Origin of the sequence: Henriciella marina, assembly GCF_027213945.1 — a bacterium.
Lineage (GTDB): Bacteria > Pseudomonadota > Alphaproteobacteria > Caulobacterales > Hyphomonadaceae > Henriciella > Henriciella marina_A.
In genome coordinates this window covers 424,212-446,226 of sequence record NZ_JAPWGW010000003.1, presented here as the reverse complement: position 1 = coordinate 446,226, position 22,015 = coordinate 424,212, and the positions used below count along the sequence as shown (strand labels likewise).

The 22,015-nt window shown below is 59.8% G+C and carries 27 protein-coding genes; 13 read left to right on the top strand and 14 right to left on the bottom strand.

Features of this window, described 5'->3' with window-relative positions; translation table 11 throughout:
• The first annotated feature begins 44 nt into the window (after positions 1-44).
• The 4 genes from O4G74_RS11410 to O4G74_RS11395 all read left to right on the top strand — a co-directional run bounded on the left by O4G74_RS11410 (position 45) and on the right by O4G74_RS11395 (position 5,597).
• A complete protein-coding gene (locus O4G74_RS11410) occupies positions 45-1,430 on the top strand; it encodes a M16 family metallopeptidase (RefSeq protein ID WP_269402736.1) in 1,386 nt (461 codons plus the stop codon).
• Positions 1,423-2,916 carry a M16 family metallopeptidase gene (locus O4G74_RS11405; RefSeq protein ID WP_269402735.1) on the top strand — a complete coding sequence of 498 codons (1,494 nt, stop codon included), beginning with the start codon at positions 1,423-1,425 and terminating at the stop codon, positions 2,914-2,916. The genes O4G74_RS11410 and O4G74_RS11405 overlap by 8 nt, the downstream gene beginning before the upstream one ends.
• Before the next feature lie 110 nt (positions 2,917-3,026).
• Complete coding sequence (mutL, locus tag O4G74_RS11400) at positions 3,027-4,937, top strand: DNA mismatch repair endonuclease MutL (protein ID WP_269402734.1); 1,911 nt, start codon at positions 3,027-3,029, stop codon at positions 4,935-4,937.
• Positions 4,938-5,597 carry an HAD family hydrolase gene (locus O4G74_RS11395; RefSeq protein WP_269402733.1) on the top strand — a complete coding sequence of 220 codons (660 nt, stop codon included), beginning with the start codon at positions 4,938-4,940 and terminating at the stop codon, positions 5,595-5,597.
• An 85-nt stretch (positions 5,598-5,682) separates the two neighbouring features.
• On the opposite strand, the gene O4G74_RS11390 is transcribed toward O4G74_RS11395, so the two are convergent.
• Entirely contained in the window at positions 5,683-5,847 is a 165-nt protein-coding gene (locus O4G74_RS11390) for a hypothetical protein (RefSeq protein ID WP_269402732.1), read from the bottom strand.
• 154 nt (positions 5,848-6,001) lie between these two features.
• Between O4G74_RS11390 and O4G74_RS11385 the strand changes: the two genes are divergently transcribed.
• Positions 6,002-7,159 carry an alpha-hydroxy acid oxidase gene (locus tag O4G74_RS11385; RefSeq protein ID WP_269402731.1) on the top strand — a complete coding sequence of 386 codons (1,158 nt, stop codon included), beginning with the start codon at positions 6,002-6,004 and terminating at the stop codon, positions 7,157-7,159.
• A gap of 25 nt (positions 7,160-7,184) precedes the next feature.
• Positions 7,185-7,823, top strand: coding sequence for a class I SAM-dependent methyltransferase (locus O4G74_RS11380; protein ID WP_269402730.1), 639 nt, complete (start codon positions 7,185-7,187; stop codon positions 7,821-7,823).
• On the opposite strand, the gene O4G74_RS11375 is transcribed toward O4G74_RS11380, so the two are convergent.
• Both O4G74_RS11375 and O4G74_RS11370 read right to left on the bottom strand, forming a co-directional pair.
• Entirely contained in the window at positions 7,820-8,278 is a 459-nt protein-coding gene (locus tag O4G74_RS11375) for a YaiI/YqxD family protein (protein WP_269402729.1), read from the bottom strand. The genes O4G74_RS11380 and O4G74_RS11375 overlap by 4 nt on opposite strands.
• Positions 8,275-10,368 carry an amidohydrolase family protein gene (locus O4G74_RS11370; RefSeq protein WP_269402728.1) on the bottom strand — a complete coding sequence of 698 codons (2,094 nt, stop codon included), beginning with the start codon at positions 10,366-10,368 and terminating at the stop codon, positions 8,275-8,277. Before O4G74_RS11370 ends, O4G74_RS11375 begins: the two co-directional genes overlap by 4 nt.
• Positions 10,369-10,563: 195 nt before the next feature.
• Here O4G74_RS11370 and O4G74_RS16460 point away from each other — a divergent pair, with 195 nt between their 5' ends.
• Entirely contained in the window at positions 10,564-10,842 is a 279-nt protein-coding gene (locus O4G74_RS16460; protein ID WP_419715388.1) for a DUF3892 domain-containing protein, read from the top strand.
• On the opposite strand, the gene O4G74_RS11365 is transcribed toward O4G74_RS16460, so the two are convergent.
• The gene (locus tag O4G74_RS11365; protein WP_269402727.1) at positions 10,781-10,990 is read right to left on the bottom strand and encodes a hypothetical protein; all 210 of its coding nucleotides are present in this window, start codon (positions 10,988-10,990) and stop codon (positions 10,781-10,783) included. The genes O4G74_RS16460 and O4G74_RS11365 overlap by 62 nt on opposite strands.
• Positions 10,991-11,016: 26 nt before the next feature.
• On the bottom strand, positions 11,017-11,169 hold the full coding sequence (locus tag O4G74_RS11360; protein ID WP_269402726.1) for a hypothetical protein: 153 nt from the start codon (positions 11,167-11,169) through the stop codon (positions 11,017-11,019).
• A gap of 27 nt (positions 11,170-11,196) precedes the next feature.
• Between O4G74_RS11360 and O4G74_RS11355 the strand changes: the two genes are divergently transcribed.
• A complete protein-coding gene (locus O4G74_RS11355; RefSeq protein ID WP_269402725.1) occupies positions 11,197-11,976 on the top strand; it encodes a DUF3800 domain-containing protein in 780 nt (259 codons plus the stop codon).
• Between the two features lie 121 nt (positions 11,977-12,097).
• On the opposite strand, the gene O4G74_RS11350 is transcribed toward O4G74_RS11355, so the two are convergent.
• Positions 12,098-13,069 carry an IS1595 family transposase gene (locus O4G74_RS11350; RefSeq protein WP_269402724.1) on the bottom strand — a complete coding sequence of 324 codons (972 nt, stop codon included), beginning with the start codon at positions 13,067-13,069 and terminating at the stop codon, positions 12,098-12,100.
• 133 nt (positions 13,070-13,202) lie between these two features.
• Here O4G74_RS11350 and O4G74_RS11345 point away from each other — a divergent pair, with 133 nt between their 5' ends.
• Genes O4G74_RS11345 through O4G74_RS11330 form a run of 4 tightly spaced genes read left to right on the top strand, consistent with a single transcriptional unit; the run spans position 13,203 to position 14,888 of the window.
• The gene (locus O4G74_RS11345) at positions 13,203-13,622 is read left to right on the top strand and encodes a hypothetical protein (protein ID WP_269402723.1); all 420 of its coding nucleotides are present in this window, start codon (positions 13,203-13,205) and stop codon (positions 13,620-13,622) included.
• 31 nt (positions 13,623-13,653) lie between these two features.
• Positions 13,654-14,076, top strand: coding sequence for a hypothetical protein (locus O4G74_RS11340; RefSeq protein ID WP_269402722.1), 423 nt, complete (start codon positions 13,654-13,656; stop codon positions 14,074-14,076).
• 4 nt (positions 14,077-14,080) lie between these two features.
• Positions 14,081-14,299, top strand: a complete 219-nt coding sequence (locus O4G74_RS11335; protein ID WP_269402721.1) for a helix-turn-helix transcriptional regulator — start codon at positions 14,081-14,083, stop codon at positions 14,297-14,299.
• 52 nt (positions 14,300-14,351) lie between these two features.
• The gene (locus O4G74_RS11330) at positions 14,352-14,888 is read left to right on the top strand and encodes a tetratricopeptide repeat protein (RefSeq protein ID WP_269402720.1); all 537 of its coding nucleotides are present in this window, start codon (positions 14,352-14,354) and stop codon (positions 14,886-14,888) included.
• A gap of 2 nt (positions 14,889-14,890) precedes the next feature.
• On the opposite strand, the gene ttcA is transcribed toward O4G74_RS11330, so the two are convergent.
• The 5 genes from ttcA to rnhB all read right to left on the bottom strand — a co-directional run bounded on the left by ttcA (position 14,891) and on the right by rnhB (position 19,319).
• Positions 14,891-15,769, bottom strand: coding sequence for a tRNA 2-thiocytidine(32) synthetase TtcA (gene ttcA / locus O4G74_RS11325; RefSeq protein ID WP_269402719.1), 879 nt, complete (start codon positions 15,767-15,769; stop codon positions 14,891-14,893).
• Between the two features lie 185 nt (positions 15,770-15,954).
• On the bottom strand, positions 15,955-16,305 hold the full coding sequence (locus O4G74_RS11320; protein WP_269402718.1) for an endonuclease domain-containing protein: 351 nt from the start codon (positions 16,303-16,305) through the stop codon (positions 15,955-15,957).
• A gap of 51 nt (positions 16,306-16,356) precedes the next feature.
• On the bottom strand, positions 16,357-16,677 hold the full coding sequence (locus tag O4G74_RS11315; RefSeq protein ID WP_269402717.1) for a hypothetical protein: 321 nt from the start codon (positions 16,675-16,677) through the stop codon (positions 16,357-16,359).
• 331 nt (positions 16,678-17,008) lie between these two features.
• Positions 17,009-18,640 carry an acyl-CoA synthetase gene (locus O4G74_RS11310; protein ID WP_269402716.1) on the bottom strand — a complete coding sequence of 544 codons (1,632 nt, stop codon included), beginning with the start codon at positions 18,638-18,640 and terminating at the stop codon, positions 17,009-17,011.
• A 97-nt stretch (positions 18,641-18,737) separates the two neighbouring features.
• Positions 18,738-19,319 carry a ribonuclease HII gene (gene rnhB, locus O4G74_RS11305; RefSeq protein ID WP_269402715.1) on the bottom strand — a complete coding sequence of 194 codons (582 nt, stop codon included), beginning with the start codon at positions 19,317-19,319 and terminating at the stop codon, positions 18,738-18,740.
• Between the two features lie 37 nt (positions 19,320-19,356).
• Between rnhB and O4G74_RS11300 the strand changes: the two genes are divergently transcribed.
• On the top strand, positions 19,357-20,328 hold the full coding sequence (locus O4G74_RS11300; protein WP_269402714.1) for a quinone oxidoreductase family protein: 972 nt from the start codon (positions 19,357-19,359) through the stop codon (positions 20,326-20,328).
• On the opposite strand, the gene O4G74_RS11295 is transcribed toward O4G74_RS11300, so the two are convergent.
• From O4G74_RS11295 to O4G74_RS11285, 3 genes are all read right to left on the bottom strand, one after another.
• Positions 20,329-20,778, bottom strand: coding sequence for a cupin domain-containing protein (locus O4G74_RS11295; RefSeq protein WP_269402713.1), 450 nt, complete (start codon positions 20,776-20,778; stop codon positions 20,329-20,331).
• Between the two features lie 77 nt (positions 20,779-20,855).
• Positions 20,856-21,065: a dodecin gene (locus tag O4G74_RS11290; protein WP_269402712.1), complete on the bottom strand. Its 210-nt coding sequence runs from the start codon at positions 21,063-21,065 to the stop codon at positions 20,856-20,858.
• Between the two features lie 81 nt (positions 21,066-21,146).
• On the bottom strand, positions 21,147-22,007 hold the full coding sequence (locus O4G74_RS11285; RefSeq protein WP_269402711.1) for an SDR family oxidoreductase: 861 nt from the start codon (positions 22,005-22,007) through the stop codon (positions 21,147-21,149).
• Positions 22,008-22,015: the final 8 nt, after the last annotated feature.

Genomic DNA, 22,015 nt, shown 5'->3' with positions numbered 1-22,015 from the left:
CGATCTTACCTGCCAAATACCAGACAGCTTTACGGAGGAATATGATGAAAGCTTTTCTTGCGGGGGGTCTGGCAGCAGCAAGTCTTGGCGCCGGCATCGCCTTTGCTGATACGTCGGAGGCGGAATGGGCGCCGACGACATTTGAACTCGACAATGGAATGGACGTCGTCGTCCTTCCGGACAATCGCGCGCCGGTTGTCACCCACATGGTGTGGTACAAGGTCGGCGCGGTCGATGAAGACCCCGGCAAATCAGGCATCGCGCATCTCTTTGAGCATGTCATGTTCAAGGAAACCGACGATATCGGTCCTGAAGAGTTCACCACCATCGTTCAGCGCAATGGCGGCCAGCTCAACGCTTTCACCTCCTGGGACTACACCGCCTATTATGAGCGCGTCGCGAAAACCCAGCTTGAGCGGATGATGGAGCTCGAAGCCGAGCGGATGACCGACCTGATCATCAATGATGATCCAGAAGGCCCATTCATCTCAGAGCGCGACGTCGTCAAGGAAGAGCGCCGCCAGCGCATCGACAACAATCCGGGCGTCATTCTGCAGGAGCAGGTGATGACCGCGCTCTATCGGGATCACCCCTACAACATCACCGTCATCGGCAAGATGGAAGAGGTCGGCGCGCTGACCCCGCAGGACGGTCTCGACTTCTACAACAAATGGTACACACCATCGGAAACGATCCTGATTGTTGCAGGTGACATCACCCCTGAAGACGTCCGCACCCTGGCCGAGCGCACCTATGGTCAGATCGAGTCGGCAAATACCGAGCCACCGCAACGTGGCTGGCAGGATGTTCAGCCGCTGGCCGAGACCCAGCTTATCACCCATAGCGACCCGAAAGTCCGCCAGCCGGAATGGGAACGCTGGTACCTCTCCACCTCCTTCACGCAGGACCGCGAGTTCGCCTATGCGCTGAACGTGGCGCTCGATGTGCTGGGCGGCGGCCGCACCAGCCGCCTCTATCAGGCCCTCGTCGAAGACCAGAAGATCGCCAACGACGCCTCTGCTGGCGCCTGGCTGTCCCTGCATGACACGGCGCCAACCGTCCTGTCGGCATCCCCAAGCGATGGCGTCACGCTGGAGGCGCTCGAAGAGGCCTACATGGCTGTCGTGAACGACGTTCTGGCCAATGGCTTCACCGATGAAGAGGTTGAGCGTTCGCGCAATTCTCTCGCCGCGTCGGCCATCTATCAGCGTGACAGTCAGGCGGGCATGGCGAACCTTTATGGCCGCACGCTTGCTGTTGGCGGCACGGTCGAGGACGTCATGAACTATCCAGACGACATTCGCCGCGTCACGGCTGATGACGCCATTGCCGCGCTCCGCCGCGTACTCGGCGAAGACAAGAACTATATCGAGGCCCACCTGCTTCCTGAAGAAGAGCAGGCCGCTGAGGAGAGCCAGACCGATGAATAAGCTCAAACTAGCTGCGGGCAGCGCAATGGCTGCCGCCCTTTTCGCTGCTGCGCCACTGGCGCTTGCGCAGGAACAGGCAACCATCGAGGCCTCGACCGGTATCGACGTGACCGTGCACGAAGGCGACTTCGCCACCATCCAGCAATTCACCACGCCGGGCGGTATTTCCGTCTGGCTGGTCGAGGAGCAGTCCATTCCGATCATGGCGCTGCGCATGGCGTGGGAAACCGGCTCTGCAACCGACCCGGAAGGTATGGAAGGCCTCACCGACGCTGTCACCTACCTTATGAATGAGGGCGCTGGTGAGATGGACTCGCTCGCCTTTGCGACCCGCATGGAAGAGCTCAATATGGGCTTCAGCTGCGGCGCCGATAGCGAGACGACCTATTGCTCGGCCAATATGCTGACGGACAATGCGAACGAAGCGATGGAAATGATCGCGCTCGCACTGAACGAGCCGCGTTTCGACCAGGAGCCATTTCAGCGTTTCCAGCGTGAAGAGCTGATTGGCATCCGTACGCGCGAAACCAATGCTGGCTTCCTCGCTGGCCGCGCCCGCGCGCAGGCGCTCATGCCGGACCATCCTTTCTCGCGTATCAAGACCGCTGACAGCATCAATGCGCTCACCACTGAAATGGTGGCACAGCGCAAGGATGCGATCATGGCAGGCGACCGCCTCTATGTGACTGCTGTCGGCGCGATGACACCTGAAGAACTGGCGCCGCTTCTCGACGAGGCGCTGGCAGGCCTTCCGGCGACGTCTGATGTTGAAGGTATCGAAGACGTGGCGCTCAACGATCCGCTGACGGCACCCGTCGTCGTGGACCTGCCTCAGCCGCAAAGCCTCGTGACCTTCACTGCGCCTGCCATGGCACGTGACGATGACGACTTCTTTCCCGCCTATGTGCTGAACTACACCTTTGGCGGGGGCGGCTTCGAAAGCCGTCTGATGAAGGATCTGCGCGTAGAAAAGGGCCTCACCTACGGTATCTATACCGGTCTTTCGACCAGCGATCACCTCAACCTCTGGACTGGCGGCGGCCAGACCAAGAATGAGAGCGCAGCCGACTTTATCGCGGGCATCACCGCCCAGATGGAATCGATTGTTGCCGAAGGCATCACCGAACAGGAACTGTCCGACGCAAAAGCGTATCTCACAGGCTCTTACCCGCTCTCCTTCGACAGCAATGCAAAAATCGCTTCCGGCCTGATGAGCGCGCGTCTGGAAGACCTCGGCGTCGACTATTTCGACCGTCGCAACGCCATGGTCGAAGCGGTGACGCTGGAAGATGTGAACCGCATCGCAGCTGAGTATCTTCAGCCATCGAATTTCACCTTCATCGTCGTCGGTGCGCCAGAAGGCATCGAAGAGACTGCCGACCTACCAATGCCACTCCTCGGCCAGATTGATGTCGACGAAGCCGGTGACATGGAAGAAAGCAATATCGACGAAGCCTCTGACGCCGTCCGCGACCCGAACCGCTAGGGTTCACTTCGTCAAAGAAATAGAAGAGGGCGGCTCCTACGGGCCGCCCTTTTTGTATCTGGGTTGGCCCCCTGCAGCCCGCAGTCAAAGCCTGATACACTGACCGGCTCATGCCTGATTCTGCACGCCTCACCTCCCGGCCGACGATCCGCCAGCTTCCGCCTGATGCGGTGAACCGTATTGCGGCCGGTGAAGTCGTGGAACGCCCGGCCGCGGCGGTGAAAGAGCTTGTCGAAAACGCGCTGGACGCAGGCGCGCGCGCCATTTCTGTCACGATCGAAGGCGGCGGGCTCAAACGGATCATCATTGAAGATGATGGCTGCGGCATGAGCGGGCCTGAAATTCTGATGGCGCTGGAGCGTCACGCGACCTCGAAGCTTGCGCCCGGCGAAGATGGCCGGATTGATCTTCTCAACATCCACACAATGGGTTTTCGCGGCGAGGCGCTGCCCTCCATCGCCAGCGTGTCGCGCATGACGCTGACCTCCAAGGCTGAGGACGAAGACGCGTCCGAAGTCTTCGTTGAGGCGGGCCGCATTGAAGGACCGAAGCCCGCCGCCTGGACCGGCAGGGGAGAGACCGGCACGCGGATCGAAGTCCGCGACCTTTTCCACGCGACGCCTGCGCGCCTCAAATTCATGAAGTCGGAACGCGCCGAGACGATGGCGGTTACCGACGCGGTCAAACGCCTCGCCATGGCCAATGCGGACGTCTCCATTTCTCTGGAAAGCAATGGCCGCAACGTCTTCCGCTATGCCGCCCATCAGGCAACGCCTGAAGGTGACTTGGAGCGCCTCGGCTCCATCATGGGCCGCGAGTTTCGTGAGAACGCCCTCGCCATTGAGGCAGAACGCGACGGCGTCACTCTTTCCGGCTTTGCGGGCCTTCCGACGCTCAACCGCGGCAACGCGCAATACCAGTTCCTTTTCGTGAATGGCCGCCCGGTAAAGGACCGCATGCTGACCGGCGTCATCCGTGCGGCCTATCAGGATTTCCTCGCGCGCGACCGCCACCCCATGGCCGCGCTCTTCGTCGATTGCGACCCTGAGCTTGTCGACGTGAACGTCCACCCGGCCAAGACCGAAGTCCGCTTCCGCGATGCCGGCAATGTGCGCGGCCTCATCATCGGCACGCTCCGCCATACCCTCGCCGCTGCCGGGCACCGCGCCAGCACGACGGTCGCAGGCTATGCCCTTGGCAAGATGCAGGGTGAAGACCGCCCGAAGGACCAGCCGCTGCCCCAGCCATCGGTGTGGGACCGATCCAGCCTGTTCCGCGATAGCCATGGCAGCACGCCTCCGCGTCCGCAGGCGCCCTCCCAGCCCATGCCGGACTGGGCCGCGCCGCACGCCCCCGCTTCCGGCTTCGCTGAGGATAGCGCCCGCTACGACGCCCCGTCCGCCCGGTTCGAGCCTCAGCCTGAGCCGTCCCAACACGACTTCCCGCTCGGCGTCGCCCGCGCCCAGCTTCACGAGACCTATGTCGTCGCCCAGACGCGCGACGGCATCGTCATCGTCGACCAGCACGCGGCCCATGAGCGTCTCGTCTATGAGCAGATGAAGGCGCAGATGGCCGCCGATGGCGTCAAGCGCCAGGCGCTCCTCATCCCCGAAGTGGTCGAACTGACTGAGGACGAAGCCGCCCGCGTCATTGACCGCGCCGACGAGCTTGCCGAGATGGGCCTTGAGATCGAAGCCTTCGGGGCAGGGGCCGTTTGCGTCCGCGCGACGCCCGCCCTCTTCGGCAATATGGACGCCGCAGGCCTCATCAAGGACCTCGCAGACGACTTTGCCGAATATGAAGAAGGCCTCGCCCTGAAAGAGCGATTTGAGGACATCATGGGCAATATGGCCTGCAAGGGCGGGGCGGTGCGCGCGGGCCGCCGTCTCAATGCCGATGAGATGAACGCGCTGCTGCGCCAGATGGAAGCGACGCCCTATTCAGGCCAGTGCAACCATGGCCGCCCGACCTATGTTGAGCTGAAACTCGCCGACATCGAAAAGCTGTTCGGGCGTCGCTAGGTGGAAAGACCAGAGGCCATCATCTTCGATTGCGATGGCGTGCTGGTCGATTCAGAGGTCATCGCCATTGCGGTCGAGCGTGAGCACCTGTCCGGTTGGGGCCTCGCCTATGACAATGAAACCTACCTCTCCCGCTTTGTCGGCCTCCATAATCGCGACTATCACGCCGCGCTGCGGCAGGACGCTGAGGACCGGCGCATAGACCTGCCTGCCGATTTCCCGGTGATCATACAGGCCGCGATCTGGTCGCGCTTTGAGGCGGAGCTTTCGGCGATAGAAGGCGCGCTCGACCTCGCGAGCAATTTCGGCGGCCCCGTGGCCGTTGCCTCTTCCTCAGAGCAGGACAAGCTTCATCGCAAGCTTGATCTGACCGGGTTGGCATCGGCGTTTGGACCCCATGTCTATTCCGCCGATCTCGTGGAGAACGGCAAACCCGCGCCGGATCTCTTCCTGCTCGCCGCAAAGAAACTGGGCGTCCCTGCCTCAAACTGCCTCGTCATCGAGGACAGTGAAAACGGCGTTCGGGCCGGCTGCGCGGCGGGGATGATGGTTTGCGGATTTACCGGCGGCGCGCATGCCGATAGTGGTCTCGCCGCGCGGCTGAAGAGGGCGGGCGCGCATATGCTGGCGCGCTCATTCGCCGAGATCGCTCGACCCTGAGATTCGGCGCTAACCGACACCGGAACACGAAAGCGCCCGCATGCCGTATGGCGTGCGGGCGCATCCCGTTTCAGCGGGGCGCTTCCTAATAGTTGGCAGGTGGATCGCTTGCCGGGAAGGTCTCATCCAGCTCCTCATCCACATTGTCCCAGTCCTTCGGCGGATTCTTCTGTGACTCCTTGCCGGCCGGGCGGATCTTCTGGTCCTTCAGGCCTTCAGAAGCCTCTTCTTCGATTTCCTTGTCTGTCACGACGATCTCCAACGTAGACGGATTATGATATGGGAAAAACGCCGCTCTATTGTCAGGCGTTCCCGCTCCGGCCAAGATTGACGCAGTCTGATTGCGAGCGCTATCGATCTTCCGGTCCCGCCGCCCGGCCCGACACAGAGAGAGCAGACCTGAAATGAAGCTCGACCGCGCCGTAAACATTGATGACCTGCGTACCATGGCGAAGGCGCGCCTGCCGCGCATGGTCTTCGACTATATCGATGGCGGCGCAGATGACGAGGTTACGCTCAAACACTCAGTCAGCCGCTTCGATGACTATCAACTGACCTGGCGCACCCTCCGCGACGTCTCCAAGATCGACTGTTCGACGACAATCATGCAGCAGAAGACGCGTCTTCCCTTTTTCATTTCGCCCACAGCATCGACGCGCCTGTTCCACCCGGCACAGGGAGAGCTCGCCATGGCGGGCGCCGCCAATGCGAAGAAGGTCATCTATGCCTGCTCGACGCTCGCCTCTCATACGCTGGAGGCGATTGCGGAGGCCAATCCCGGTCCGAAATGGGTCCAGCTCTATGTCTGGCACGACCGGGAGATCGTGAAGACTTTCCTGAAGCGGGCAAAGGCAGCTGGCTTCGCAGGCTGCATCCTGACCGTCGATATGCCCGTCGCGGGCAACCGGGAACGCGACCCGCGCAACCATTTTTCAATCCCGCCCAGCCCGAACCTGAAAGTCGCCAGCCAGATTCTAGCCCGGCCACGCTGGCTCTGGGACCTGGTACGCACACCGCGAATAACCCCAGCTAATTTTGCTCACCTGCGCGGCGGAAATGCAGGTGAAACGGGGGGCGTGATCGGCTTTGTAAACGAGCAATTCTCGCGCTCGACAACCTGGGATGATGTCAGCTGGATGCGGGACGCGTGGGAAGGGGGCTTTGCGATCAAGGGCATCTCGCGCGGCGAGGATGCAAAGCGCGCCATCGAGATTGGCGCGGATGCGGTCTGGGTCTCCAATCATGGCGGCCGCCAGCTTGATACGGCCGTACCGGTCATCGACCTGTTGCCTGAAATCGTAGAGGCTGTTGCCGGGCGCGCAGACATCATCGCCGATGGCGGCGTGCGGCGCGGCGCGCATATCGCGAAACTCCTCATGCGCGGCGCAACGGGTGTCGCGCTCGGTCGCGCCTCGCTTTATGGCCTCGGGGCCGGCGGCGAACGGGGCGTCGAGAAGGCGCTCGCAATTCTGGAAGACGAATTTCGGCGCATCATGGCGCTTCTTGGTGCCACGTCCCTGGAAGACCTTGACCCTGACCTCATGCGGGCGCCTAAAGCGTAAGGTCGGGACATCGGGGGCAGGGGACATGAAATCAGCGTCGAAGAGCGATCAACGCTTCTGGGACAGGCTGGCGTCGAAATACGCCAGCCAGCCTGTCTCGGACCAGGAAACCTATGAGAAGAAGCTCGCGATCACGCGAAAATATCTGACGCCGCAGAGTAGCGTTTTCGAGTTTGGCTGCGGGACTGGCTCAACAGCGCTCCTGCACGCGCCTCACGTCAATTACATACTGGCAACCGACCTCGCTCAGAACATGCTTGATGTCGGCCGGGTAAAGGCTGCTGAAGCCGATATCCAGAATGTCGATTTCCAACGCATTGGCATTGAGGACTTCGACCCGGACGGCCATAGTTTCGATGTCGTCCTCGGGCTCAACATCCTTCACCTCTGCCGCGACCCGGAGGCCGTCACGAAAAAGGTCCGCGCTCTCCTGAAACCGGGCGGCTACTTCATCCAGAGCACGGCCTGCCTGAAGGATGGCTATTCGATGCTTCGGTTTCTCATTCCTTTGATGAAGCTTGCCAGAAAGGCGCCGCACGTCACTTATCTTTCGAAAACGGACCTCGACAGCCTGTTAGACGAGGCTGGGTTCGAGCAGGTCGAGAGTTTTTATCCCGACAAGAAGGGCATCACGGCCCACTTCATCGTTGCCAGAAAGCGCTAACGCGCGCGCTTCAGCTTCTGGATTTCCACTTCCAGCGCCGACAGGAAGTTTGACCGGTCGGCCGGCTTGAAGGCGGCTGGCCCGCTCGTCTGCTCACCCATACCGCGCAGGTCTTCCATGATCGCCCGCGTCGCGACGGCCTGACCGATGGAGTTCGCGGTGAATGCCTTGCCCTTGGGCGACAGGACGCGCGCACCGACCTTGATGCAGCGCTCTGCCAGCAGGATGTCGGACGTAATCACGATCGTATGAGGTCCGGCCCGCTCTGCGATCCAGTCATCGGCTATATCCGGGCCTTCAGGCACCGTCACACGCGTGAACAGCCTGTGCTGCGGCACGCGCATGAAGCTGTTGGCCACAATGTTGACCGGCAGCTCATGCCGCACCGCCACCTTGTAGACCTCGTCCTTTACCGGGCAGGCATCAGCGTCGACGTGAATGACAATGTCTGTCACTCCGCCTCGGCCGCATCAGGTGCCACCACTTCAGGCGCGTCCACGAATGGCTCGATGCCAAAGGCTGGATAGATCTCGCTCGGGAAGTAGGCGGTGCCATCTTTCATGACGAGCTGTACGGTCTTGATCGCGGCAAGGTCATCCAGCGGATTGCCCGGCACCAGGAAGAAGTCAGCTTTCTTGCCAGTCTCGATGGAGCCAATTTCGTCGCCCATGCCGAGATAGTCGGCCGCCTCCTGCGTGGAGCGTGTCAGGATTTCGCCGGGGGTGAAGCCGACGTCCTGGTAGAGCTCCATTTCGCGGTGCTGGTTGAAGGCGCCGCCCATATCGGTGCCGAACCAGATCGTGATACCGGCTTCGCGCATCTTCGATAGCGTCTCGACAATCTGGTCGAACGCGCCAGCATAGGCCGCATCATCTTCCGGGGTCTCGATGTTCGACCAGGCCTGTTTGGCGCCCCGCTGCACACCAACCGGCATGTGGTCGATATAATCGGCGACACCGGCCCGCGTCTCGCCATTGCGCGACAGGAGAAGCGCCTCATGGATCGCCAGCGTCGGGTCGATGGAGACATCGTTCTCCACCATCAAATCGATGGTTTTCTGAACCTGCGGGCTATCCAGATCGACATCCGGAAGGCGCGATAGCGCGGTCAGGCGAAGGAGCGTGCGCGTGTCTTCTTCTTCTTCGAGCACCCAGCCCAGCATCACCTGGTTGATATGGGTCAGCTCATCATAGCCGGCTTCCACCATTGCATTCGCGCGTGAGAAAGCCGGGACGTGCCCTGCAACCTTCAACCCACACTCATGCGCGATATCGACCATTTCTGGCACCCACTCACCCTTCATGGAGTTGTAGATCTTGATCATGAAGAAGTGTCCGGCCTCGCAGGAGGTGCGGACCGCTTCATTGGCTTCTTCCTGACTGGTGACGATGATGCCGTTATTGGAATTGTAGGGGCTCTTGCCTTCGATGAAGCTGGAGCGGACGATACGCGGGCCAGCCAGCGTGCCGTTCTCGATCTTGTTGATCAGCTCACCGAGCACCTCATTGTCATTGCCCATATCGCGCACGAAAGTGACGCCAGCCAGCACGTTCAGAAGCGCTGAGTTCTGCCCCATATGGCCGTGCATGTCCGACAGGCCCGCGATGAGTGTGCCGCCATTGCCGTCGATGACATATTCGCCTTCGCCGCTAGCATCGGCGGCCTCAATGGCCGTGATCTGATCATCCTCGACGAGGACAGAGGATGGCTCGCCAAGCGTCATGGTCTCGGGGTCATAGATGCGCACATTGGACACGCGGACGGGCGCATCGAAATTGCGTGCATGCTCGGCCTGCAGCGCCTCGAACCGTTCGGTCGAGTACTGCACCGCCCGCTCACGCAGCATGACATCGTCGCCTTCCAGGCCTTCACGGATGATCAGGAATTCCGGCGTGATGAGGCCAAGATACTCCTGGCTGTCAGCGTCCATAAGGAAATAGGTCGGGTCGAGTTCTGGCCCGATCAGGCCATAGACCATCGCATCGACGGTCTCCTCGCCAGCGGTAAGCTGTACGCTGTCCAGTTCTTCAAGACTGAGAGAGCCTGCAGGCAGCGCCGGCATGGAGCGGTCATCATCGGCCAGAAGCGCGCCTGCATAGACGGCCAGCGCGTAGGGCGTCCCTGACTGTGCGATATAGACCGATGGCTCACTTACATCCGCTTCGCCGCTTCCAGTTGAGTCGGTCCAGCTTGCCGCGCCATCTTCTAGGCTGAAGCTTTCCTCCACCGCATTTCCGAATGTCGTATTGCCGGTCACTGTCCAGGAAACAGGTACGCCGTCCTCGTCCAGCGTGATCTCTTCAGCCATGGTCGGCCCGCGGCCATTATTGCGGTATTCGTAATCGACGGTGATATCGTTGCCCGCGCGGTCGACGACCATGTCGCCAATCTTCGTGCCGCTCACCATGATCGTATAGACGCTCTGGCTTGCCTCTACCGCTTCACCGGCGGTTTCTTCAGGTGCGGTTGCTGCCTCGTCGCCAGAGGGGTTCGAACAGGCACCCAGCGCCAGAAGGCCCATTGCAGCCAGCCATCTATAAGTCATCGTAATTACTCCCTCAGCCCGAACTCTGGTTTTCGCCATCAAAGCAGACCCGCGGCTTGAAAGCGAGAGGCGAGGCCCGCCTCAGTGTCTGCAGATCAGCCCCAAATTGTAAGAAATATTGGACATTGTGTATTTGATAAACCCGGCGACTCACTGTAAGCGTTAGTCCATCAACTTCGTGAAGGGGGATGCCAAATGAACAGAGTTACTTGTATCGTTAAGCCGGATCGCAACAGCCCGTCTGACGCCATTCAACGTTTGGGTGGAACGCGAGATGACAACGGAAATCGTTGGTCTTGCACTCGGCAAGAGTGCGTTGATCACATCAAGAACGGTGTGAGCTTTTATGTGAACGTCAGTGGCCACAAAGTTTATTTAATCTGGCAGAAAAGTGCGAGCGGTCTTGAATACGTCAGGACTGATCCTGACCACGACAAGGCTGACAATCTCCTGAGTCTTCCTGAGTGCCCCTGATCTGCTTCAAGGGAGAGGCAAACCCGTTCGGGTCGCTAGCCCATGAAAGCGCCTGCTGTGCTGAATACAGCACGTCATAGTCTGCGGGCTGGGGTTCCGCCCGCAGCGCCTGTCCGATCTTATCAAGCTCGCGCTGAATGAAACTCATTTGGCATTCTCCATTAAAAAACCCGGCTATTCGCCGGGTTCGTCTTCGTCTGTTTTTTCGGACTTACCGGGCGGCGCTTTCGCCACCTTCTTCAACGCTTCTTCAAACGCCTTTTCATCCGTGTCGCATTCGGCTTCACGGGCGGCCTCTTTGAATTTGTCGAGTTGTGACTTTCCCAAAGACTTTCTCCTGTGCGATAACGACTCATGTACAGATTGTATTTGGACGAAGTGGGCACGGACGGCCTCAATCATCTGGATGTGGATAAGCATCGCTACCTTAGCTTATCCGGCGTTGTCATGAAACTGGGCACGGTTAATGACGATCTCACGCGCCGCATAAACGATATCAAGTTCAATATAATCAGACACGATCCAGACGAGCCGATCAATCTGCATAGATCTGATGTAGTTGGGCGAAAAGGGCCGTTCGAGATACTTAGGGACACAACAGTAGCTGCGCACTTCGATGCGGCGCTAATCAACATATTCCGGACAGCCGATTATCGAGTGATTACAGTCATAATCGACAAAGCGTGGATGCTCCGACAGAAGCACTGGAAAAATCGACATCCTTATCATTGGTTGATGGAGGTTCTGGTGGAAAAGTACGCGCTATTTTTAAAGGACCAGGACACCATTGGCGATATCATGCCAGAATCCCGAGGAAAGAAGAAAGACGGACTTCTTCAGGAGGCGTACTCTGAAGTAAGAAATAGCGGCACTTATTACGTTCCAGCAAATGAATTTCAGCAACGTCTCCGAGCGTCAAAACTGAAATTCAGAACCAAAAAAGACAATGTTTCGGGCCTGCAATTGTGCGATATGATAGCCCACCCTAGTCACATGTTTTGCCGACATTGCGACCGTCACCCAGTGGAACTTGGCCCATTCGCCAGACGGGTTAGTCAGATACTTGCAGCTGAGAAGTATCACCGCTCCGCTAGGGGAAGGGTGATTGGATACGGAATGAAGCGCTTCCCATAAAACAAAGGCGAGGCTCTCGCCTCGCCTGATGGATTGTGTACCATCGTTTACCGACCGCCGAAGCATCGGATTAATTCTTGACGTAGCAAGTTATTTGCGATTCGTCAATGATTCGCGCTTGTCAACCAGCATTTTGATACGTGAGGCGCTTGCCCTTCACGCCGCGCAGGGCAAGCGCAGCACGTTCTCCATCTTCAACGCCGTTCGCGGAACGGTGGTTATAGCGGAAATCGAACTCTGCCAGATAGCGGTGCAGGTGGTGCTTGGCACAGTGCTGGTAGGTGCCTTTCATGCCACGCTTGAACACGCTGTAGTAGTTCTCCACGGTCTGGGTGTGGACCTCTGGGTTCTTGAAGCTGACGTACTCGCCTTTGCCGTGGTTCACGCGGTCATGCTTCTGACCGGACAGGTAGAAGGACAGGCTCTGATACTGGCGCGCTTCGTCGGTTAGAATGTACGCCTCTTTGGAGAGGTTCGCGTTCAGGATCGGCACGATTTCTTCGCGGCGGGTGCTATCGATGACCATAGAGCGGGCCTGCTTGGTGTTGCGGTCCACAAGGGTCAGAACTTTCATCTTGTCGTGCAGGCTGCGTGCGCGCTTGCGACGGCCAGCGGTGCTGTGTGGCTCCTTACCGAAGAAAGTTTCATCGACCTCCACGCCGCCACCGCCATTACCGAACACGTCGAACGCGCCTTCACGCATGGCTTCACGGATACGGTGCGCGAGGAACCAAGCGGTCTTGTACTGAACCTCCAGAACACGGTGCAGCTGGTGGGCGCTGATGCCCTTCTTGCTGGACACCATGAGGTAGATAGCTTGCAGCCACTTGGTCAGCGGCAGATGGCTCTCTTCAAAGATGGTGCCCTTGCGCACGGTGAATTGCTTGCGGCAGTGACCGCACTTCCAGAGGCCGTGACGCTCCTTGCCTTCCGGGTTTTTGCGACTCGCTTTAGTGCGCACGCCTTCCAGCTTGTAGGCGCGCTCCAGTCCACCGCAGTGCGGACACTCCGGGCCGTCAGCCCACAGGATGGACTCAACGTATTCGAACGCTGCTTTCTCATCGTGAAAGTATGGCTTGGACAGAATGGACATGGGTTTCTCCTATGCCCTCTACATAGCCTCGCGCTCTGGGTTTGTCAAATACATAATGTCCGAAATATTTGACAAGTCAAAAATCTTTGACTATCTGTCGTGTCAGATATATTTTACATGAAGGAATCTTCCCATGTCATTCAGGGAAAAGTTCAACTGGATCATTGTCGCTGTCACGGCGCTCACGCTTGCCGCATTGGGCTACGGGTATCTACGCCAGACGGCGGCCGGTTCGCCCGCAGAGTCGGCGGTCCCGGTCATTATTGCCTATGTCGTCTGGTTCATCCTCATGACCATTGGCGCCATCGTCATCGCGGCGCGCGACCCGGAAGACGCCGAAGCGCCGAGTGATGAGCGTGACCGCATCGTCAATATGAAGGCGGCCCTGCCGGCCATGCATTTCTACGGCTTCGCGCTGACGGGCCTCATCCTGCTGCTCTTCGTCTTCGATTTCAGCAAATGGGACGCGCTCTATGCGATTGTCGCCATCCAGCTTGCCGCGACCCTTCTCGAGGCGGGCGCAAAGATCCGCTTCTACCAGATGGCCGTCTGAACGGCGCCGTCAGTCAAAAGGAACCCGAACAATGTCTTTCCACGAAAAATCCGCCTGGGTCATGGGTCTTATCATGATCGCCGGCATGGCCTTCTACTTCAGAACCGTTGCCGCCATGTCAGAAGGGATGGAGCAGCTCGCCCCGCCTGTCCTGCCACTCGTCATTGTCTACATCGTCGTGATCGTCATCCTGTCGATCCTCGGTCACATCCTGATCGCCGTCAGCAGACCGTCAGAGGCTAATGACGCCATGGATGAACGCGACAAGCTCGTCGCCGCGCGCGCGGGTAACATAGCTGGCCTCGTGCTCGGCATGGGCCTGATCAGCGCGCTTGGCGGCTACCTCAACAATTATGATGGCAACCAGCTTTTCCATGCGGCCTTCGGCGTCCTGATGGTCTCGCAGATTGCAGAATACGCCGCCCGCATCGTCTATTACCGCGCCGGGGTCTAGGCCGATGGCAAAACGTCCCCCCATCACAAACCGGGTCAAGGAGCTGCGCGAAGCCCACGGGGCCATGTCACAGGCCGCCCTTGGCGAAGCGATCGGCGTCACCCGCCAGACCATCATCGCGATTGAGCAGGGGCGCTACTCCCCCTCGCTCGAAAGCGCCTTCCGCATCTCGCGCGTGTTCGGGGTCGGGCTGGAAGATGTCTTCGGCTGGGTAGGCGACTAGCGCTCTGCTTTCAGTCGCCAGACGTGTTGAAATCTGCTATGTCGGGAGGATCATGAAACAGGATTTCCGGCAGTTGATAGACCGGGTCTATATCGCCCGGCGGGACGCCAGCCCCGACGACGCTCATGAACTTGCGACCGACGCGCTGGAACTCGCCCGCGGCCAGGCCGACCCGGAACTTCTTGTGCGGGCGCTGATGGCCAAGGGGCAGATCTATCGCGACGAGCACGAATTTCAGCGGGCCGAGCGCCTCTATGTCGAAGCTGCCAATCTCTGTCGCCGCGAAGATGTCGGTCCTTTGGTGACAGCTCACGTCATCCGCCATCTTGGCGATATAACGGTTGAACTGGGTCGCTTCGGACTTGCCAAGACCCACTATGAGGACGCCCTCGACCTCTATCGTTCAATAGAGGACATTCCACCTGACACGCTCGCCAATGGGATCCGCGCGCTTGCCCGGATCTACGACTGGCTGGATGATCATGGTGAGGCGGTCGATTACTGGCGTGAAGCGCGCGACCTCTATGCGTCTGCCCGGAACGCCAACCGCGTCGAAGAATGCGAACGGCGCCTTAACGGCGCTGGATAGGCTCAGAACGGCACGTTCGGGTCATCCTCGCCGATGCCGCCAAGCGCGAGGCCCGCAAAGTCAAACACGCGCGGGTCGTGCAGATGGCTCGGCCGCACGGTCGCCAGCGCATGCGCCATGACCTGCCGCACGCCGGGTTTCTTGCGCTCCCACTCGTCCAGCATGGCCTTCATGGCCTGACGCTGTAGCCCGTCCTGCGACCCGCAGAGGTTGCAGGGGATGATCGGGAATTCCATCGCCTCGGCGAATTTTGCGAGGTCATCCTCGGCGCAGGTGATCAGCGGGCGCAGCACAAAGAGATCGCCCGCATCATTGAGCAACTTTGGCGGCATCGCTGCCATCCGGCCCCCATGGATGAGGTTCATCATGAACGTTTCCAGCGCATCATCGCGGTGGTGGCCGAGCACGATGGCCTCGCAGCCTTCCTCGCGCGCAATGCGGTAGAGGATACCCCGGCGCAGGCGCGAACACATCGAACAGAAGGTCCGGTTCTCCGGCACTTTTTCCGTCACGATGGAATAGGTGTCTTCGGTCTCGATCCGGTATCTGACGCCTACCTTGTCCAGCCATTCGGGCAGGACGTGTTTGGGGAAACCCGGCTGGCCCTGATCGAGGTTGCAGGCAATCAGCTTCACCGGAAGCGCGCCTTGCCATTTCAGGTCGATCAGCGCCGCCAGCAGCCCATAGCTATCCTTGCCGCCCGACAGGCAGACCAGCCATTTTGGCGGCGGTCCGGTACGCGCCCGGTCAACCATGCCATACTGGTCAACCGCCTGCAGCGCATTGCGCACAATCCGCTTGCGCAATTTCTTGAAGGACACGCTCTTCGGCACATCGGCAAAAAGCGGCGGGACAAGCCCTGTCATCTGATCGTCAGCCATGGGGCGTCTATGCCATGGCGAAGGTGTGATGGGGAAGGAAAGCTTTCAGGTTGTCGGAGAAAGGCCCCCATCGACCCGCCTTCGCGTGCCACTTCCCCCGTAAACGGGGGAAGAAGGACCGACGCCAATGGTGCGCCATCCTCCCCCGCGTGCGGGGGAGGTGCCCGGCAGGGCGGAGGGGGCGACTACCTCTCGACCAAGGCAAGCCTGATGCCTTCCAGCACGCCCTCCAAATTTTCATAGACCTCTGCATTGCTTGCCCGCACGACCTTCCAGCCTTCGGCCTCCAGAAATTCTGTTCGCTTAAGGTCATGTGCCCATTCAGCTTCCGTCGAATGTGTCGCCCCATCAACCTCGACAATCACTTTCCGCTCGACACAGGCAAAGTCCGCGACGAAGGGCCCAACTGGATGCTGGCGCCTGAACCGGCAATTTACGACCTGCCGCCTGCGCAGCCTGGCCCACAACTTCGCTTCTGCCGATGTCGGCGCCTTGCGCATCGCACGTGCAAGCTTCGTCTTCGCACCTTCACGCATTATGTGGCCTTGCCCCCTTCCGCCTGCCGTCACCTTCCCCGCAGGATGGGCTTAGAAAACGTCCTCACTGCCGCTGATCGTGACCGGCCGCACCCGCCGGTAAAGCCAGATACCAGCTGTCATTGCGGCAGCGGCGATGACCCCTTGAATGGCGATGATGATCGGGAAAAAGATGAGCGCGGGCAACATCGCCATCATGTCTCCCATGCCCGAATAAGCCTCGCCATCAATCGTCGCTGTGCCGCCGCCTGCCGTCATGATCACCATGATCAGAAGAAAGGGGATGAACAGCAGGGCCCAGCCGCAGACCCAGCCAACGAAGAAGAGTTTATAAGCGCTGCCATAGCTCAGTTGCCCGTCTCTCTGTCTCATCTGCATTCTCTTGGCCCTCTTTCTACCGGATGATTTGAGTGATGGACCACCGTCCACGGATTCGCGCCGGGCGGAACACCGGACTGATCAAAGTCTGCCACAGTAGGCTGTGCGGTCTGAAGGTGGCGCGAAGGTCAGAGGCGGGATCGGGCTGGTGGCCGGGAAACGGGCACGTGATCCGCGACCGGGCTCTGCGGTGGGTTTCGAGTGTGCTGATCGCTGCACCGGCAGAAACACCGCCAGTACACCGTCACTGCACCATGAAAACACGCGACTATCCGACCGGATGAAAAGTGCTCATCCGGTCGGATAGTTCACGTGTCTTGAGACCTCAGGCCGAAACGCCGAGGCTGTCCATCGCGTACGACTTGATCGATTTGTAGTCCGCCTTGCCATTCGGCGCGCGGCCCAGGCTGTCCTTGAACAGAATGCGCTTCGGCGCCTTGTAGCGGGCGAGCTGGGTCTGGACGAAAGCGCGCAGCGTGTCTTCGTCGACAGAGGCGCCGTCATTGAGCTCGACGACCGCCGTCACTGCCTGGCCCCACTTCTCATCGGCAAGGCCGACGACCAGCGCATCGCGCACCGCATCATGATTCTTAAGGGCTTCTTCGACCTCTTCGGGGTAGATCTTCTCACCCGCCGAGTTGATACAGTTGGACCCGCGTCCGAGCAGCGTGATCGTGCCGTCTTCCTCGACCGTGCACCAGTCGCCAGGGACCGCATAGCGCACGCCGTCCACCTCCCAGAAGGTCGATTTGGTCTTCTCCGGGTCCTTGTAATAACCAAGCGGTACGGCCCCGCCGCGCGCAATGAAACCCGGAATGCCAGAGCCCGGTTTCACTTCCTTTCGGTCTTCGGTGAAGACCTTGCAGTCCTCGCCAAGCGTAAAGCGCGCGGTCTTCTGCGTGCCTTCAGCGGTGGTTACCGACATGCCGAACCCGACCGCTTCAGACGCGCCAAAACTGTCCATCAAAGCGACCTGCGGCATGTGCTCGATGAGTCCGCGCTTGACCTCCATCGACCACATTACGCCAGAGCTTGTAATGGTCTGGACCGAAGAAAGGTCATATTTTCTAGGGTTCTCTTCGAGGACGCGGAGCATGGGCTTGGCAAAGGCATCGCCAACAATTGCCATGGCCGTGACGCCGCGCCGGTCAACCGTCGACCAGAGCTCTTCAGGATCAAACGTCTTGGTGTTCTCCAGCGTCACGATACAGCCGCCAGAGATGATCGAGCCCATGGCCGTAAAGAGGCCGGTGCCATGCATGAGCGGGCAGGCAGGCAGCTGACGGCCATGCTTGCCAACCTCATGCATGAAGGCGAGATGCTCGGCCATGTTGTCAGGCGCAAAGCCATAGATCGACATCATCGACTGGCGTGAGCTTTCGCGCCAGATCTTGTGGCTCCACATTACGCCCTTCGGCATGCCGGTCGTGCCGCCGGTATAGAGAAAGATGAGATCGTCGTCGGAGCGCTCGATATCGAGCGGCTTGCCATCGCCCTTGGCCGCCAGCGTTTCGTAATCCACGGCAAAGTCCGGCGTGTCGGAGCCGTCGCCGCCAATCTCGACCCAGACCTTCACTTTCGGCAGGCGCTCGCGGACCCGTTCGACATGCTCGCGAAATTCGCGGTCAAAGAAGACCACGGCGGAGTCCGAATTGTCGAAAATATAGGTCAGCTCATCGTCGAGATAGCGATAATTGACGTTCACATGGGTGAAGCGGCCTTTGAAGCAGGCGACCAGAGCTTCCATGTATTCCGGCTGATTGCGGAGATAGAAGCCGGCCTTGTCGCCGCTTTCGACGCCCATTGCGCGCAGCTCCCGCGCAAGATTGTTCGAGCGCTTTGTCATTTCAGGCCAGCTTATGACCCGGTCGCCGTGAATGAGGGCAGGGTGTTCCTCACCCAGCTCCGCGCCGACAGCGTCGAGCATATCGCCGAGATTATAGATGCTATCGCCCATAGTGTGACGTTCCTCCGATGAACTTTTCTGTTTGCGCTCATACTAGGCGCAAAACAGGCCGTTCACGAGGGGTTACGTGGCGTCGGGGGAGGGGCGTTCAGGCGGCTTTCAGCGCGCGGGCGACGGGCGCGAAGCTTTTGCGGTGGCAGGCACAGGGGCCTAGCGTTTCAAGTGCCTCGGCGTGGGTGGCCGTGCCATAGCCCTTGTGCTGACTGAAGCCATAGCCGGGATAGCGGTGACAGAGCTCCGCCATCGCCCTGTCGCGGGCGACCTTGGCAAGGATTGAGGCGGCAGAGATAGAGGGCTCTGTCAGGTCGCCTTTCACGATGGCGCGGGCCGGGCAGGGCAGCCTCTTCGGCATGCAATTGCCATCGATGATGAGCTCGCCGGGCACCAGCCCCATGATGGCAATCGCGCGGGTCATGGCGAGAAAGGTCGCTTCCCGGATATTAAGCTGGTCGACCTCCGCCGGGCTCGCCCAGCCAATGCCGAAGGTGACGGCCTTGGCCTTGATCTCAGGGTACAGCGCTTCGCGCGCAGCCTCGGTCATTTTCTTGGAATCGGTCAACCCCTCTATGGGTTGGCTGTCGTCGAGAATGACCGCGCCAGCCGTCACCGGACCGGCCCATGGTCCGCGTCCGGCCTCGTCAACGCCGCAGATCATCGCTATGTCCCTCATCAAGAAAATAGAACCACGATTCCTGAAGGATTTCCTTATGAGCGGCGCATATTGCATTCAGATGAGCGAACTTGGCGGTCCGGACGTGTTGAAAAAGACACAAATGGAGCCGCGAGAGCCAGGACCCGGCGAAGTCCTTGTGCGCCAGTCCGCAGCAGGGCTCAATTTCATCGACACCTATTTCCGCACGGGTCTCTATCCGGCCAAGCTCCCCTTCACGCCCGGTCAGGAAGGTGCTGGCGTCGTCGAAACGGTCGGCGAAGGCGTCGAGACGCTGAAGGTTGGCGACCGGGTCACCTATCTCGGCCAAGGCACCTATGCGACGCATTTTACAGGCCCAGCTTCGCGCATGCTGAAACTGCCAGAGGGCATCAGGGAAGACGAAGGCGCAGCCGTCGTCCTGAAAGGGCTGACCGCATGGATGCTGCTCTTTGAAGTCTACCGTCCGCAGCCCGGTGAGACGGCGCTTGTCTGGGCCCCTGTGGGCGGGGTTGGCTCGCTGCTGGTGCCTTGGGCCACCTCTATGGGCGTGCGCGTGATCGCGGTGACCTCAAGCGATGAAAAGGCCGAACTTGCCAAGAAGTCAGGGGCCGCAGACGTCATCATGTCGAGCGATGATGTGGCAAGCCGCGTGCGTGCGCTTACCGACGGCAAGGGTGTCGATGTCGCCTATGACAGCGTTGGCAAGGACTCTGCCAAGGCGTCGCTGGACAGCCTGAAAAGCCGGGGCTGGTTTGTGACCTATGGCAATGCCTCTGGCGCGGTCGAGCCGCTTGCCCCGGGCGAGCTGAACCGCCGCGGGTCGCTCGTGATGACACGGCCGGGCCTCTTCCACTTCGTTGCCGACGAAGCGGGTCTCAAGCGCGGCGCCGCCGCCCTGTTCGGCGCCATGCGTGCTGGCACGCTGAAAGCGCAGATCGGCCAGACCTTCGCGCTTAAAGACGCCGCAGAAGCGCACCGCGCCATCGAGAGTGGCAAGACGATCGGTGCGACGCTCCTGAAGCCCTGATCAGCCCTCGTCTTCTTCTGGGGGCGGCGTCTCGCCGTCTTCCAGAAGGATGCGCTCCGGCATCCCGTCGCGGTGGACGCGGAAAACAATGGCGCGCGCGCCGTCGGGGCCGCCGCGCGGTGAATGTGCTGCGCGTGGTGGGATGACATAGGAATCGCCCTCGACAAGCTCGACACCGTCCTGACCATCCTGCACATGCACCGCTGAGCCGGAGATCACGTACAGGAATTCCTCGCCGGGGTGGTAATGGCGCGGAACAGTTGCATTTGGCGGGATCACGACGTCGGAAATCAGCACTTCAAGCCCGTCAGCCGATGCGATAGGCGACCGCAGTTTCTCGTTTGAGCCAGGCGGCGGCGTAGCGTGATGTTCGGAATGTTGCGGCCCGTCATGGGCATGTGCTTGTCCTGAAAGCACAATCAGAGTGGCCGTAGTCAGTATTCTCTTCATGAAAAACCTCCCTCAAGGCTGCTGGCAGGATGAACCCGCGCCCGGAGGGAGGCAATCAAATTCGGTCTGGAGACTTGTCAGTCTTCGTATTTGAAGCCGATCTCGATGCAGACCTGATAGTAGGCGACCTGGCCATTTTCGATATAGCCGCGCGTCTCGGTCACATGAAACCAGTCCATATTGCGGATCGTCTTGCTCGCGCTTTTCAGCGCGCCATTGATCGCTTCCTCGATGCTGGTTTTCGACGTGCCGACGACTTTGGTCATTGCGAACGTGTCAGTGGACATAAGTATTCCTTTCTCGATCTGTGACCCAAGCAACTAGTCCACCCGGCTCGTGTTCCGCCCGGCCCGCAAAAAATCTTGGCCTTAACGCGGCGGCGGGTCTTCAGATCCGATCTGCTTCTTTAGCTCTGTGACCTTGTAGTTGGCGTCATCGGAGCCGGGTGGAGCCTGACGCTTGAACGCATCCTCGATCTCGTCCCACCGTTCTTTTGCGCCTTCGCGGGCCACAGCATGGGTCATGATCAGCCACTCACCCATGATTGCGCCTTCAACCGCGACACCTGCAGCCTTGGAGGCCGGCATGCCTCTCGCCATCAGTTTCTCGCCTTTGCGCAGTGCTTCACTGTCCTCTTCCAGCCCGGCCTTTTCCCGGCTGGCATAGAAGCCTGTGTTAACGAGGCCTGGACAGAAGACGCTGATGCCGACGCTCTCCGGCATCTCCCGGCGCATGACATCGGCGAGGCCCAGAACGGCGTGTTTGGTGCCCGTATAGAGACCCGCGCCATCGTGCTGGAAACCAAAGCTGTGTTCAGAGCCTGTGAAACAGATCCGGCCCTGTTCGCCGCGATCGATCCAGCGCCGGGCGAAGGCCCTGGCCGTCATCCAGCTCCCCTTCACATTGGTGCCGTATTGCAAGTCGAACTCCTGGGGCGTCGCCTCAATGAGCGGTGCGTCGAACTGCAGACCCGCATTCGCAAAGACCAGATCGACCCTGCCAAGCTGTTCAAAGGCTTGGTCGGCCATCGCCTCGACATCGGATTCCTGGGAGACGTCAGTCTCCACAGGCAATGCGTTCTCACCAAGTTCGCTGGCGGCGAGCTTGAGGGCGTCCCGGTCCATATCCACGATCAGGGCTTTACCGCCACGCTCAACAATGTGTCGCGCCATCTCCAGTCCCATACCGGAGGCACCGCCTGTCACGACGGCATTCTTCGACTGTGCCATTTGGATTC

Bases quoted from the DNA above. Each gene is read 5' to 3' on its own strand.
- O4G74_RS11410 (WP_269402736.1), top strand. From the start codon at position 45: ATGAAAGCTTTTCTTGCGGGGGGTCTGGCAGCAGCAAGTCTTGGCGCC.
- O4G74_RS11405 (WP_269402735.1), top strand. From the start codon at position 1,423: ATGAATAAGCTCAAACTAGCTGCGGGCAGCGCAATGGCTGCCGCCCTT.
- mutL (WP_269402734.1), top strand. From the start codon at position 3,027: ATGCCTGATTCTGCACGCCTCACCTCCCGGCCGACGATCCGCCAGCTT.
- O4G74_RS11385 (WP_269402731.1), top strand. From the start codon at position 6,002: ATGAAGCTCGACCGCGCCGTAAACATTGATGACCTGCGTACCATGGCG.
- O4G74_RS11380 (WP_269402730.1), top strand. From the start codon at position 7,185: ATGAAATCAGCGTCGAAGAGCGATCAACGCTTCTGGGACAGGCTGGCG.
- O4G74_RS11370 (WP_269402728.1), bottom strand. From the start codon at position 10,368: ATGACTTATAGATGGCTGGCTGCAATGGGCCTTCTGGCGCTGGGTGCC.
- O4G74_RS16460 (WP_419715388.1), top strand. From the start codon at position 10,564: ATGAACAGAGTTACTTGTATCGTTAAGCCGGATCGCAACAGCCCGTCT.
- O4G74_RS11365 (WP_269402727.1), bottom strand. From the start codon at position 10,990: ATGAGTTTCATTCAGCGCGAGCTTGATAAGATCGGACAGGCGCTGCGG.
- O4G74_RS11355 (WP_269402725.1), top strand. From the start codon at position 11,197: ATGTACAGATTGTATTTGGACGAAGTGGGCACGGACGGCCTCAATCAT.
- O4G74_RS11350 (WP_269402724.1), bottom strand. From the start codon at position 13,069: ATGTCCATTCTGTCCAAGCCATACTTTCACGATGAGAAAGCAGCGTTC.
- O4G74_RS11345 (WP_269402723.1), top strand. From the start codon at position 13,203: ATGTCATTCAGGGAAAAGTTCAACTGGATCATTGTCGCTGTCACGGCG.
- O4G74_RS11340 (WP_269402722.1), top strand. From the start codon at position 13,654: ATGTCTTTCCACGAAAAATCCGCCTGGGTCATGGGTCTTATCATGATC.
- O4G74_RS11335 (WP_269402721.1), top strand. From the start codon at position 14,081: ATGGCAAAACGTCCCCCCATCACAAACCGGGTCAAGGAGCTGCGCGAA.
- O4G74_RS11330 (WP_269402720.1), top strand. From the start codon at position 14,352: ATGAAACAGGATTTCCGGCAGTTGATAGACCGGGTCTATATCGCCCGG.
- ttcA (WP_269402719.1), bottom strand. From the start codon at position 15,769: ATGGCTGACGATCAGATGACAGGGCTTGTCCCGCCGCTTTTTGCCGAT.
- O4G74_RS11320 (WP_269402718.1), bottom strand. From the start codon at position 16,305: ATGCGTGAAGGTGCGAAGACGAAGCTTGCACGTGCGATGCGCAAGGCG.
- O4G74_RS11315 (WP_269402717.1), bottom strand. From the start codon at position 16,677: ATGAGACAGAGAGACGGGCAACTGAGCTATGGCAGCGCTTATAAACTC.
- O4G74_RS11310 (WP_269402716.1), bottom strand. From the start codon at position 18,640: ATGGGCGATAGCATCTATAATCTCGGCGATATGCTCGACGCTGTCGGC.
- rnhB (WP_269402715.1), bottom strand. From the start codon at position 19,319: ATGAGGGACATAGCGATGATCTGCGGCGTTGACGAGGCCGGACGCGGA.
- O4G74_RS11300 (WP_269402714.1), top strand. From the start codon at position 19,357: ATGAGCGGCGCATATTGCATTCAGATGAGCGAACTTGGCGGTCCGGAC.
- O4G74_RS11295 (WP_269402713.1), bottom strand. From the start codon at position 20,778: ATGAAGAGAATACTGACTACGGCCACTCTGATTGTGCTTTCAGGACAA.
- O4G74_RS11290 (WP_269402712.1), bottom strand. From the start codon at position 21,065: ATGTCCACTGACACGTTCGCAATGACCAAAGTCGTCGGCACGTCGAAA.
- O4G74_RS11285 (WP_269402711.1), bottom strand. From the start codon at position 22,007: ATGGCACAGTCGAAGAATGCCGTCGTGACAGGCGGTGCCTCCGGTATG.